Here is an 11,825-nt window from a genome sequence, read left to right as displayed (position 1 = left end):
CTGTGGAAGCGAGCAGGCTCCCACAGGGCTGCATCCCATTTCAGGGTTTGCATTCCAATGCTGGGCGGCGGTCGCCCTGAAATTCCCGCAACGAACTACTCTGCAATGTTCAAGCGTAGGCCTTATCTCGTGGATCGAACGACTGATTGCCAATCGTGGTCCACACTTTGAACCCCAGCTGCCGGAGCACGTTCCATGTCTGACCGTTATATCGACTTCGCCAATTCGTCCATCGGCCATCGCCTGGTCGGGGCCTTGGGTTTGCCGTCGCCGGTCCGTCTGGAGCGCTGGCAGGCAGGCCGGCTGCGGCCTGTCGAAGGGGCGCTGTTGATCGGCGGTGGCCCGTTGGCAGAGAAAGTCAGCGCCTTCGCCAATCGCCTGACCGACGCGATTTACAGTTACGGCACCGAACCTTCATTGGCCACCGCGTGGATTCCCGGCCACGGTCCGAAGCTCAAAGCCGTGGTGTTCGATGCCAGTAACCTGGAGCAAACCGGGCAGCTCAAACAGCTGCGCGAATTCTTCCAGCCGCTGATGAAAAACCTCGATCACAGCGCGCACCTGGTGATTCTGGGCCGTGCGCCGCAAACCTTGAGCGACCCATTCGCCGCCAGCGCCCAGCGCGCACTGGAAGGTTTCAGCCGTTCGCTGTCCAAGGAACTGCGCAGCGGTGGCACGTTGCAGTTGATCTATGTCGGCGACGGTGCGGAAGATCAACTTGAAGGTCCGTTGCGGTTTTTCCTGTCGCCCAAGAGTGCGTTTGTGTCCGGGCAAATGATTCGATTGAAGGCGTGCGACACGCCGGTTCAGGACTGGACGCGGCCACTGGCAGGACGCAAGGCGCTGGTGACCGGCGCAGCGCGTGGCATCGGCGCCTCGATCGCCGAGACGCTGGCCCGTGACGGCGCCGAGGTGATTCTGCTCGACGTGCCACCGGCCAAAACCGATCTTGACGCCCTCGCCGCGCGCCTCGGCGGGCGCAGCATCACCCTGGACATTTGCGCCGAAGACGCCGCCGCACAGTTGGTCGAACAACTGCCCGACGGCGTCGATATCGTGGTCCACAACGCGGGGATCACGCGGGATAAAACCCTGGCCAACATGACCCCGGAATTCTGGGACGCGGTGCTCGCGGTCAACCTCAATGCGCCACAAGTGCTGACCAAGGCCCTGCTCGACAGCGGCACCCTGCACGACAACGGCCGGGTGATTTTGCTGGCCTCCATCAGCGGCATCGCCGGCAATCGCGGGCAAACCAATTACGCCGCGAGCAAGGCCGGGCTGATCGGATTGGCGCAAGCCTGGGCGCCGTTGCTGGACCAGCGCGGCATCAGCATCAACGCAGTGGCGCCGGGATTTATTGAAACGCAGATGACCGCGCACATTCCGTTCGGCCTGCGTGAAGCGGGCCGACGCATGAGTTCACTCGGCCAGGGCGGCTTGCCACAAGACGTCGCCGAAGCCGTGGCCTGGCTGGCGCAACCGGGCACCGGCGCGTTTACCGGGCAAGCGCTGCGGGTCTGTGGACAAAGCGTCTTGGGGGCCTAGCGATGATCACCGATTGGCACACACTCAACCGCGAACCGAACCTGTCGGCGTTGTACGTGCGAGCAGCGACGCGGCGCAAAATCACCGGCACCACGTTGCCCGACACGGGTTTGCACTGTTGGGTCGATGTCGATCCCAAGCGCCTGGCGGCGTATCGCAACGTCTGCGGGTTTGCCGACAACGGATTGTTGCCGCCAACCTGTCCGCACATCCTGGCGTTTGCCTTGCAGATGCAATTGCTCACCGCCAGGGAATTTCCGTTTCCCTTGCTGGGGCTGATTCACCTGAGCAACCGCATTCGCGTCTTGCGGCCCATGGGCGGCGTGCACCGAATTCGCGTCAGCGTGCAGGTGCAGAATCTGCAACCCCATGCCAAGGGGGCGACGTTCGATCTGGTGACCACGCTGGACGATCAATTGGGGACGCTCTGGGAAGCGCAAAGCCAGATGCTGTGCCGGGGCGTCAAACTGGACGGGGAACCGGTCGAGGAGGTGTTGGCAACCACGCTGGAGATGATGGAAGTCACCCGCTGGAAAGCGCCGACAGACATTGGCCGCCAGTACGCCAAGGTGTCCGGTGATTACAACCCGATTCACCTGAGTGCCGTCAGCGCCAGACTGTTTGGCTTCCCGACCGCCATCGCTCACGGGTTATGGAACAAGGCGCGTACGCTGGCGGCACTGGCCGATCATCTGCCAACGGCGAACATCGAGATTGCCGTGCAGTTTCGCAAACCGGTGCGGTTGCCCAGTGAAGTGACATTGCTGGCGAGCGCGGCGGGATCCAGTGGGGACTTTCAGTTAGCGGGCGCTGGGGATCTTGAGCACATGGTCGGGCATTGGCGGCCGGTGGCGTGATGGCTGACAGAGGAAACTTTGGAGTGTTGAGATTGCTATCGCGAGCAGGCTCACTCCTACAGGGGATTTGTGTTGTTGCCAAATCAAATGTGAGAGCGAGCCAATGTGTGCTCAGTGGGCCAATGTAGGTGGGTAGTTGGCCAGGATGCGTACAACGGTTTCATGTATCGCATTGCTACGTTCCGTCGGGTTCGGCGAGCCGCTGAGCAGTTGTTCGTCGCTGCCGCGCCACACCAGTTTGCCGTCCTTGCCATCGAGCAGGTCGATCTGGATGGTCGCCACTTTGTAGCTGACGTTGCGGGTTTCGTTGTACATCGGCGCGCCCCAGTAACCGTTCCATGGGTTGCCATAACCGCCGCCATAGCTGGTGGTGACTTGTTGCTGGCGCTCTTCGACGATCAGATAAGTTTGTACGTTCAAATCGCCCCGGGTGCCGGTGGCGGCCGGACGCAAGCCTCGCTGATCAAGCTGATCGGTCACGGCTTCGCGGATGCGACGTTCGGTCAGGTCACTCTTGATTCTTGGATCATCGGGGCGGTATTGCAGGGCGGGTTCTTTCCAGCTCCAACTGCGGTAGGCGGCAAAATCGCGGCTGGCATCGAAGTCATGATTGACCTGGTTGGCAGCGCAGGCACTGAGCAGCGCGGCCACGGCCAGTACAGCGAGACGGCGGAACATGATGTTTCTCCGGTTGCATGCAAAACCAGCGGAATGCTTCTTATCTACAGAAGCTAACTGGGAGGATACGCCGACACTGCCTTTTCTACAGCCTTTCGCAGGGCATCCGCTTGCTCACTCTGGCTGGCCCTTTGGCCGGTTTCGGCGCTACCGCTCCACACGGGTTGTCCGGTGCCGGCGTCGTACATATTCACCTGCACCACCAGAACTTGCTCCTGATACGTGCGCAAGATCGGCACGCTGCCGTACATGCCGTAACCGTTGCCATAGTGGTTGTAACCACCATAACCACCGCCGTAATAGCCGTAGTCGTCCTGTTCCTGACGCAAACGGGTTTCCAGGTGCAGGTTGGCGCTGACAAACAGGTCGGCCGGCCGGTTATCGTGCAGCGGGCGCAGGCCGCGCTGATCGAGCGCATTGCTGACCACTTCGGCCACCTGCGCCGAGTCTGCCCAGGTGGTGCCCGGCGGCAGATGCCCGTCGAGCCACGCCCAACTGCGATAACGCCCGTAGTCATGCGGTGGCGCCGGGTAGGCGCTGTGATCGAAGGTGGTGGCGGCGCCGGGTGGCGCCGGCGGTATCGGATTGGACGATGCCACATACGGGTTACTGCCTTCACAGGCCGCCAGCCCGAGACAGATCACCAGTAACCCTGAAAGACTTTTCATTTCGTGCTCCGCTCAGATCGGTCGACAGATCCAGTGCAGATAGCGCCCAAGCCCGGCAAAGCTTGGGTGACGACGGTGCGCCAGCTCCATTTCGAGCAAGTCCACCAGCTCGGCGCGGGCCTGGAATTCCACAGGCATGTAGTCGTGAAAAACCCGCACGCCACTCTGGGTTTCGACCTGCCACAGACCTTCAAGTTGCCCCGCCAGCTCGCGCGGATCCAGCGGCTGTTGCGGGGTCAGGCTCTGCTTCTCGCCGGCCATGTCGTTCTTGCGCATCTTGCGAAAGTGGCCCTTGAGCAGGTTGCGGTAAATCAGCGCATCGCGGTTGTAGAAGGCCAGGGATAACCAACCGTCTTTCTTCGTCAGTTGATGCAAAACCGGCAAAATCGCATGCGGTTCGGCCAGCCATTCCAGCACGGCATGGCACAGCACCAGGTCGTAGGGTTCGGTGAGCTGACCGAGCAGTTCCTGCCACGGCGCCTGAATGAATGTCGCGTTCTGCCCGGCCTCGGCAAAGCGTTGGCGGGCGCCTTCGAGCATCGGCTCGGCGGGCTCGGCCAGCGTAACGTCATGACCACGCTGGGCCAGCCACAACGACATGTGGCCCAGACCGGCGCCGATGTCGAGTACACGCAGCGGCCGGTCCGGAAGGGTTTCAGCCAGGTCGGCCTGAAGCACCGCCAGCCGGATCGCGCCTTTGGCCCCGCCGTAGATTTTTTCGGCGAAACGTGTCGCCAGTTGATCGAAATGACGATCGCTCATCAGCTGAACCTCTTTTCGCTGTCCGCGAGTTTGCTGCGCACGACTTCATTCATGTCCAACCCCAACTCGCTGCACAGCAGCAATAAATAGAGCACGATATCACCCACTTCCTGCCCGGCATGGGCAAGCTTGTCGGCCGACAACTGACGCGACTGGTCTTCGGTCAGCCACTGGAAAATCTCCACCAGTTCGGACATTTCCACACTGGCGGCCATGGCCAGGTTTTTCGGGCTGTGAAATTGCCGCCAGTCATTGCGATCACGGATGGCGTGCAGGCGTTCGGTCAGTTCAACAAGGTTCATCGGGCTCTCCTGAAGGCGTATAGCTTCGGGGGGATGATGTGTGAAGGCAAGCGGCACGCGCTGCAAAACCACTATGCTTGCAGGGAACTCGTCAATGCGATCAATGGCCCAAGGCTCAACCACTTTCATCAGGACGATAACGACATGCAGGTAGAAGGTTTTTTCGAATGGCTCGGCCAGGCGCTCGGTTCGGTCATCCGCTTTATCGTTGACGGCCTCAGTGGCTTGTTCAATCTGTTGAGCCATGCCGGCGGCAACTTTGTCGAAGGCTTGTCCCGGGCGCTGGGGATGGATGCTTCGATCATCAGCATCATCGCGCTGATTCTGGGCTTGATGCTGTTGTGGTCGGCGATTCGGGCATTCATGAATGCTTCGATCATCATGGGGATCATCTGGTTGATGCTGGGGCTTTGGTTGTTGAGCTGGATTATTCACTGACACCCAAAACCCCCACACTCCTGATCGTTCCCACGCAGAGCGTGGGAACGATCACCACCAACTGTCGCTACAATGCCGGCTTCGCCAAGGAGCCTGCATGTCCAACCTGATTGCCGACTGGCGTGACCGCCCGACCCATCGTCGGGTCTGGGCGCTGGCTGCGCCGATGATTCTGTCAAACATTTCCGTACCGCTGGTGGCGCTGGTCGACAGTACGGCCATCGGCCACCTGCCCCACGCCCATCAGTTGGGCGCCGTCGCAGTCGGGGCCAGTTTGTATACCTTCCTGGCCTGGGCCATGGGTTTTCTGCGAATGGGCTCCACCGGTTTCGCGGCGCAGGCCGCCGGACGCGGGGATGGCGCGGCGTTGCGGCAGATTTTGTTGCAAGGTTTGTTGTTGGCCTTGGGCCTGGCGATTGTCTTGGGCGCCGTGGGCGTTCCCTTGAGCAGCGTCGCGTTGCACTTCATGCAACCTTCGGCCGAACTGGATCATCTGACCCGCGAATTTTTCCATACGCGGTTGTTCGGTCTACCGGCGGCGCTGGCCAGTTATGCCCTGGTCGGCTGGTTCCTCGGCACCCAGAACGCGCGGGCGCCGCTGGCGATTCTGCTGAGCACCAACCTGGTGAACATCGCGCTGAACCTGTGGTTCGTCCTCGGGCTGGAATGGGGTGTGGTCGGTGCGGCCCGGGCGTCGGTGATTGCCGAATGGACCGGTGCGCTGATTGGCCTGCTGCTGACGCGCAAAGCCTTGCGTGCCTACCCGGGGCATATCGTCTGGGCCGCGTTGGCGCTGTGGCAGAGTTGGCGGCCATTGCTGGCGGTCAATCGCGACATTTTCATCCGAAGCCTGGCGCTGCAATCGGTGTTTTTCCTGATCACCGTACAGGGCGCGCGACTCGGTGATGCCACCGTTGCCGCTAACGCGCTCCTGCTTAACGGCCTGCTGCTGACGGCACACGCTCTGGACGGTTTGGCGCATGCCGTGGAAGCCTTGTGCGGGCACGCCATCGGCTCGCGTGATCGAGTGGCGTTACGGCGTTCACTGGTGGTCGCCTGCGGCTGGTCGTTGCTGGCGAGCCTGGGTTTCGCCGTGTTGTTTGCGTTCGCCGGGCACCTGTTTATCGAAATGCAAACTGACATCCAGAGCGTGCGCGACACCGCGTTCATCTACCTGCCCTACCTCGCTGCGTTGCCGCTGATTGCGGTGTGGAGTTACCTGCTCGACGGGTTGTTCATCGGCGCCACTCGCGCCCGGGAAATGCGCAACGGCATGCTGCTGACCGTGGTTCTCCTGCTGCCCTTCGCCTGGGCACTGCAAGGCCTGGGCAACCATGGGTTGTGGATCACGTTTTTGCTGTTCATGGTGTTGCGCAGCCTGACCCTCGGCGCGTTCGCCTGGTACTTGCGCAAGAACGACGGCTGGTTCGCCGGATGATGGGAGGTCAGGGTCTTCAACACGTTCAGGGTTGATCCTTCTGCCAACGATTGCGCAGGCTATCGAGACGTTCCTGTTGGGTGATTCCCGGCAACGGCTGCTCAGGCACTGCGCCAGGGTATTGCAAGCGTAGCCATAACCAGCCATCGAGCACCGGCCGCTCGCTGAAACCCAGCGCCAGTCCCTCCTGCAGATAAGCCCAAAGGCGCGTGTAATCGCATCCGGTGGATTGGCTCCAGCGCCAGGCGTGTTGTTCCAGCAGGCAGGTTTGCAAAGCGTCGCGCTGACGCGCACTGAGGTCTTCCTCGATGCCTAGCGGTTTGACCGCAAGCCCCGGATTGAACAACTGCTGCCAGCCCTGACAGCCGATAGCCCGGTCAGCCCAGGTTCCGCCGAACCAGCGCAGCTGGCTGATCGGACCGAGCCAGCGACTTAGCTCCTGGGCATCGCACGCATCGAAAAAGTAGCTGGCCGTGTGGGGATTGTAGTAACTCAGCAAGGCGCGGTGATGCAGGCCAACGGTGACGGTGAGCATGCGACGCAGATGTTCGAGCAACTGCGACGGCGACGCCTCACTGACCAGCCATAACCCGCTCCAGAGGTGGGGTTCGCGGTGGCACCGTTCGGCCAGCGCAGGGCATCCGTTGAGGTCGATCAACACCGGTCCGCGCTCCCTCAGCGGCTGCCATTCGGTGTTCTCAAATAACCAGAACTGTCGGGCATGGGCAAACTGTTGCCGCAGTGCTGCACCGGCCCCAGGTTCACCCGGTACATCGAGCAACAACCATGGCGAGGTTGCTTCGGGAGCCAGGACGGCAATCATGCCGCACCGCTCTGGCCAAGCTGCGTCGCGGCCCGGCAAATGCAAAGGTTTTGCGTGCAATCAGTAAAACTGCCCCCGCCGGGCAGTAGGCACAGCAACACCAACGGCTCGCTGGAGTGCAACAAGCGCAACAATCCCTCGACCGACACGTTGTCATTTTCCACCGCAGCCGGTTGAAGCTCGGACGAGCCTGGCGCCTGGATATCGGACGTGCCGGGAAGAAACCCGGTGATCAGCGGTTGATCAGGATCGCCTTCGACAAAGCTCACCAGCACCTCAATGCCTTCACTCAAGGGCAGTTCGAGCGCGTCGCGCAATTCAGGCGCTATCGACAACCAGCAGTGGCTGGGGGCTGCGCCTTCGCCCTGATAGAGCCAGTCAAATTGCACGGCGACGGGTCGGGACGCCTCGGGTTGAGACTCAGCAACCTCGACCACCCAGGCCCGCTGCAGGCTGTGCATCCTGGGACCAGTAGCCAAACCCGCCGGCACATAAGGCAACGCTGCGGCCACCGCGCGGATCTGGTTGCCGTACGTAAACTCCGGCAGTTGTCCACCCTGATGCTCGACATGGGTCAGCAACCAAAGACGATTCCAGTCGGCACACGGATGACCCGTCATCGGAACGCGCTGGCCACTGCGCAGCGTTGCAACGTTCGTATGGCCTTCGGCAGCCTGCGCGCGACCATGGAGCGTGAACTGATGCACGCCAGGTTGCCCGGTGTCGGACGCGAAGACCATCTCTGCGCCACACCGATCGTGTCCCTGCCCGTCACCAATGACCAGACAGTGATCACTCCAGCGGTGCTCGAAGTGATAATGAAGTCTTTCTTGCGCGCACAGTCGCTGGAAAAATTGCAGATCCGACTCCTGGTGCTGCGTGCAGAAATCCCGAGGAAGGTAATCGCCGGTCAACTCGAAACGCCGATCCTTGCCCGCAATGCCATGCTCCTTGAGCACTTGGGCGAGGATGTCCGGCACCGAACGGTCACTGAACATTCGCCGGCTGGACCGCAGTGCCAGGCACGCGAGTTTCGGCCTCAGGCTTACACGACAAAGTCTGTATGTGGTGCCATGTCCGGTCTGGACGAGTTCATGCAGCTGCCCGTGAATACCGTTCCCCGCTGGCCCGAAATGCAAAAAAGCCGGGCGGTACAACAGGCTTGCCAAGTCCAGCGCCGGATCATCGATCAGCACATCCACGTTGTACTCAAAGGGTTCGCTGATCGCTTCACTGCCAGTAAAGGCCAAGACCTCAAAGGGATCGGGCAGACCCGCTACATCCAGACGAAATGACGGCTCGTTGACTGGATCGAACATCGGCGATTCTCTACAGGAGGGGCGGCCGGGGATTCTCTCCGAGAGAGTTGGCCGAGTAGAGTGCCGAAATACAACTTAGGAAACGGCCTACGCGAAAAGAAGACCACATCGCATGGATAGACGTGGATGTGAGTCATTTCGCTGGAAAACAAAGACGCGTCTCACCAGGTCCTCTGAAATTTCCGCAACGTGCGGAACATTTTCAGACAACCTGATGAGAACAGTGCCTTACCTTACGAAGACAGGTAAGACGAACGGGTCAGGCCCAGACGCAGAGCGTCGAGGAACTGGGTACGCTCGGCTGCGGTGATGCGGGCACTGGCGCACTTGTCGCGGTAGTGGGTCATCAACTCTTCCGGCGACAAGTGCACGTAGCGCAGCATGTCTTCGATGGTGTCGTGGGTTTCGATACCGGCGTGGTACACGCTGCCGTCAGCGTTCTGGTAGATGTTCACCGAGTCGGTGTCACCGAACAGGTTGTGCATGTCGCCAAGAATTTCCTGGTAGGCGCCCACCAGAAAGATCCCCAGCAGGTAGTCTTCACCGTCGTTCAGCGCATGCACCGGCAGGCTGGTTTCGATGCTTTGCTCGTCGACGTATTGCTTGATCTTGCCGTCGGAGTCGCAGGTCAGGTCTTGTAGCACGGCGCGGCGCAGCGGCTCTTCATCGAGACGGTGCAGCGGCAGGATTGGCAGGACCTGGCCGATGGCCCAGGTGTCCGGCAGGCTCTGGAACACCGAGAAGTTGCAGATGTACTTGTCGGCCAGTTTGTCGTTGAGTTCGTCGAGCACCTGACGGTGCGAACGCTGACGGGCTTTCAACGAGTTGTGCAGACGACGGCACACGGCGAAGTAGCATTGCTCGGCCAGGGCTTTTTGCGCCAGGGTCAGCTTGCCATCGGCGTACTGGGTAGCCACGTCGCTCATGTAGTGCGTCGCGCGCCAGTAAGTTTCGGTGACCATCTCGATGTCGGTCGGGCCCAGCAGGTCAACCAGCCACTGCACGGTTTCCGGCAGCTCTTCCTTGTTGTCGATCTGCGGCACGTCGTCGTTGTGTTTCTCGACGTCGGTGACTTGCACCACCAGCATGGCGTGGTGAGCGGTCAGGGAGCGGCCGCTTTCGGAGAAAATGTTCGGGTGCGGCAGGTTCTGCGCGTCGCAGAACTCTTTGAGCATCCCGACCACGACACCGGCGTAATCGTCCATGTCGTAGTTGATCGAACTGGCGTTACGCGAATGCGTACCGTCGTAGTCCACGCCCAAACCGCCGCCAACATCGATGTGATCCACCGGCAGGCCGAGGTTGCGCAGTTCGCCGTAGTAACGAATCGCTTCCTTGAAGCCGTGCTGGTAGTCCGCCAGGTTGGCGATTTGCGAGCCCATGTGGAAGTGCAGCAGGCGAATGCCCTGATCCAGGCCGGCCGCGCGAAAACGCTCGACCACCGACAGCAATTGCGCCGCCGACAGACCGAATTTGGATTTCTCGCCGCCGGTGTCCGCCCATTTGGACGAAGCCAGGGACGACAGACGCACGCGCAGGCCGACCTGAGGCTTGACCTTCAGCGACGCCGCTTCTTCGATCACCAGGCCGACTTCGGATTCTTTCTCGATCACGATAAAGACGTTGTGACCCAGCTTCTGGCCCATTAGCGCCAGACGAATGAACTCGCGGTCCTTGTAACCGTTGCAGACGATGGTGCCGCCCTTCGGCGCCAAAGCCAGAACGGCGAGCAGCTCAGGCTTGGACCCGGCTTCCAGACCGATGGAAACGTCCTGGGTGGCGATGATGTTTTCGATCACCGCTTCTTGCTGGTTAACCTTGATCGGGTACAGCGCGGTGTACTTGCTCTGGTACTCCAGACGCTCGATGTTCGCATCGAAGGCGCCGGTCAGCTGACGCACGCGGTCTTGCAAGATATCCGGGAAACGCACCAGCAATGGCAAGGACAAACCGCTTTTGCGCAGTTGGTCGACTTGCTCGAACAGATCAATAGGCGAACTGGTCGGACCGTTCGGACGAACTTCGACGCGACCGGCGTCGTTGATCGCGAAATACCCGGCCCCCCAATGGCGAATCCCGTAAACACTGCGGCTGTCCGCAACTGTCCATTGGCTGCCATCGTCTTTGCGTGTGCGTCGTACGGACATTGAAGTCCCCTATAAAGAAGTCGTTGAGCGCGCCTTGAGTTCAGGCCGGCGCAGTCTAAAGAATGAAAATGACGATTAGCCTGCATGCAAGGGCGATAGACCTCACATTCAGGTTTGAGTTTAGAAACCGGTCAGAACAGGCTCTGTGAAAACCATGTAGACGACGCCAGACCTGCTGTCAGGACTGGATCAAGCCGAGGGTGGTTTTCACAGAGGCTGCTAGCCGCCGGACTTCTTCGCTTTGAAACCGAGTTTGATCAGCTCGCCCAAGAGTAGCTCGACATGATCGCCCTGGATTTCGATGATCCCGTCTTTCAACGCCCCGCCTGTGCCGCAACGTTTCTTCAACGTGGTGGCCAGTTCCTTGAGCGCGTCTTCAGCCAACGGCACGCCGGTGATGGTGGTCACCGTCTTGCCGCCACGGCCCTTGCTTTCGCGACGCACGCGAGCGATGCCGTCGCCGGCCGGGATAACGGTCTGTTTGCAGATACAGGCGTCCACCGGTTTACTGCATTCCGGGCAATGACGACCTGCGTCGGTGGAAAATACCAGGCCACCAAGGGCGGCGAAGGATGCGGCTTTTTTGGCCACCGGCAATCCTCTTGGGAGGACAAAGACTGATCGCGGCAACTCGGGAAGTTGCCATCGACCGCGAAGCCCCACTCAGGCAGGGGCAGCGCTACTGAAACGGTACAACCTTGCAGGAGCCGAGCTTGCTCGCGATGGACGTCAACGATAACGCGCGACATCAGACAGCACGTGTCGTCCATGCGCTCTTTCGCGAGCAAGCTTTGCTCCCACAAAAGGTCGCGCAGTGTAACGGCAAAAAGCCGACTTGCTAAGAG

General features: G+C 60.6%; 12 protein-coding genes. 4 read left to right on the top strand and 8 right to left on the bottom strand.

The window, feature by feature from the left end:
- Positions 1 to 195 precede the first annotated feature (195 nt).
- Together ACA048_RS03355 and ACA048_RS03350 are read left to right on the top strand one after the other, a co-directional pair.
- Positions 196 to 1,548 carry a 3-oxoacyl-ACP reductase gene (locus tag ACA048_RS03355; RefSeq protein ID WP_497627933.1) on the top strand — a complete coding sequence of 451 codons (1,353 nt, stop codon included), beginning with the start codon at positions 196 to 198 and terminating at the stop codon, positions 1,546 to 1,548.
- 2 nt (positions 1,549 to 1,550) lie between these two features.
- Entirely contained in the window at positions 1,551 to 2,405 is an 855-nt protein-coding gene (locus ACA048_RS03350; protein WP_497627932.1) for a MaoC family dehydratase, read from the top strand.
- Between the two features lie 111 nt (positions 2,406 to 2,516).
- Here ACA048_RS03350 and ACA048_RS03345 read toward each other — a convergent pair whose 3' ends face one another.
- From ACA048_RS03345 to ACA048_RS03330, 4 genes are read right to left on the bottom strand one after another with little or no spacing between them, the layout of a single operon-like run.
- Positions 2,517 to 3,083, bottom strand: coding sequence for a DUF4136 domain-containing protein (locus ACA048_RS03345; RefSeq protein WP_497627931.1), 567 nt, complete (start codon positions 3,081 to 3,083; stop codon positions 2,517 to 2,519).
- A 53-nt stretch (positions 3,084 to 3,136) separates the two neighbouring features.
- Entirely contained in the window at positions 3,137 to 3,751 is a 615-nt protein-coding gene (locus ACA048_RS03340; protein WP_497627930.1) for a DUF4136 domain-containing protein, read from the bottom strand.
- Positions 3,752 to 3,763: 12 nt separating this feature from the next.
- Positions 3,764 to 4,513, bottom strand: a complete 750-nt coding sequence (locus ACA048_RS03335; protein ID WP_497627929.1) for a methyltransferase domain-containing protein — start codon at positions 4,511 to 4,513, stop codon at positions 3,764 to 3,766.
- A complete protein-coding gene (locus tag ACA048_RS03330) occupies positions 4,513 to 4,815 on the bottom strand; it encodes a MazG-like family protein (protein ID WP_497627928.1) in 303 nt (100 codons plus the stop codon). Before ACA048_RS03330 ends, ACA048_RS03335 begins: the two co-directional genes overlap by 1 nt.
- A 144-nt stretch (positions 4,816 to 4,959) precedes the next feature.
- Between ACA048_RS03330 and ACA048_RS03325 the strand changes: the two genes are divergently transcribed.
- Together ACA048_RS03325 and ACA048_RS03320 are read left to right on the top strand one after the other, a co-directional pair.
- The gene (locus tag ACA048_RS03325; RefSeq protein WP_497627927.1) at positions 4,960 to 5,253 is read left to right on the top strand and encodes a hypothetical protein; all 294 of its coding nucleotides are present in this window, start codon (positions 4,960 to 4,962) and stop codon (positions 5,251 to 5,253) included.
- Positions 5,254 to 5,350: 97 nt separating this feature from the next.
- Complete coding sequence (locus ACA048_RS03320) at positions 5,351 to 6,691, top strand: MATE family efflux transporter (RefSeq protein WP_497627926.1); 1,341 nt, start codon at positions 5,351 to 5,353, stop codon at positions 6,689 to 6,691.
- Between the two features lie 25 nt (positions 6,692 to 6,716).
- On the opposite strand, the gene ACA048_RS03315 is transcribed toward ACA048_RS03320, so the two are convergent.
- The 4 genes from ACA048_RS03315 to ACA048_RS03300 all read right to left on the bottom strand — a co-directional run bounded on the left by ACA048_RS03315 (position 6,717) and on the right by ACA048_RS03300 (position 11,571).
- On the bottom strand, positions 6,717 to 7,514 hold the full coding sequence (locus tag ACA048_RS03315; protein ID WP_497627925.1) for a DUF4123 domain-containing protein: 798 nt from the start codon (positions 7,512 to 7,514) through the stop codon (positions 6,717 to 6,719).
- Complete coding sequence (locus tag ACA048_RS03310) at positions 7,511 to 8,833, bottom strand: contractile injection system protein, VgrG/Pvc8 family (protein WP_497627924.1); 1,323 nt, start codon at positions 8,831 to 8,833, stop codon at positions 7,511 to 7,513. The genes ACA048_RS03315 and ACA048_RS03310 overlap by 4 nt, the downstream gene beginning before the upstream one ends.
- A 233-nt stretch (positions 8,834 to 9,066) precedes the next feature.
- Positions 9,067 to 10,980, bottom strand: a complete 1,914-nt coding sequence (gene speA, locus ACA048_RS03305; protein WP_140669623.1) for an arginine decarboxylase — start codon at positions 10,978 to 10,980, stop codon at positions 9,067 to 9,069.
- Between the two features lie 219 nt (positions 10,981 to 11,199).
- Positions 11,200 to 11,571, bottom strand: coding sequence for a translation initiation factor Sui1 (locus ACA048_RS03300; RefSeq protein ID WP_046032986.1), 372 nt, complete (start codon positions 11,569 to 11,571; stop codon positions 11,200 to 11,202).
- Between the last annotated feature and the right edge of the window lie 254 nt (positions 11,572 to 11,825).

This window comes from Pseudomonas sp. LBUM1659 (assembly GCF_059716045.1).
This window is presented reverse-complemented; position numbering and strand designations above follow the sequence as displayed.

Excerpts from the sequence above, each read along its gene's own strand:
- ACA048_RS03330 (WP_497627928.1), bottom strand. The coding sequence starts at position 4,815 with ATGAACCTTGTTGAACTGACCGAACGCCTGCACGCCATCCGTGATCGC.
- ACA048_RS03325 (WP_497627927.1), top strand. The coding sequence starts at position 4,960 with ATGCAGGTAGAAGGTTTTTTCGAATGGCTCGGCCAGGCGCTCGGTTCG.
- speA (WP_140669623.1), bottom strand. The coding sequence starts at position 10,980 with ATGTCCGTACGACGCACACGCAAAGACGATGGCAGCCAATGGACAGTT.
- ACA048_RS03335 (WP_497627929.1), bottom strand. The coding sequence starts at position 4,513 with ATGAGCGATCGTCATTTCGATCAACTGGCGACACGTTTCGCCGAAAAA.
- ACA048_RS03345 (WP_497627931.1), bottom strand. The coding sequence starts at position 3,083 with ATGTTCCGCCGTCTCGCTGTACTGGCCGTGGCCGCGCTGCTCAGTGCC.
- ACA048_RS03350 (WP_497627932.1), top strand. The coding sequence starts at position 1,551 with ATGATCACCGATTGGCACACACTCAACCGCGAACCGAACCTGTCGGCG.
- ACA048_RS03340 (WP_497627930.1), bottom strand. The coding sequence starts at position 3,751 with ATGAAAAGTCTTTCAGGGTTACTGGTGATCTGTCTCGGGCTGGCGGCC.
- ACA048_RS03320 (WP_497627926.1), top strand. The coding sequence starts at position 5,351 with ATGTCCAACCTGATTGCCGACTGGCGTGACCGCCCGACCCATCGTCGG.
- ACA048_RS03310 (WP_497627924.1), bottom strand. The coding sequence starts at position 8,833 with ATGTTCGATCCAGTCAACGAGCCGTCATTTCGTCTGGATGTAGCGGGT.
- ACA048_RS03355 (WP_497627933.1), top strand. The coding sequence starts at position 196 with ATGTCTGACCGTTATATCGACTTCGCCAATTCGTCCATCGGCCATCGC.
- ACA048_RS03315 (WP_497627925.1), bottom strand. The coding sequence starts at position 7,514 with ATGATTGCCGTCCTGGCTCCCGAAGCAACCTCGCCATGGTTGTTGCTC.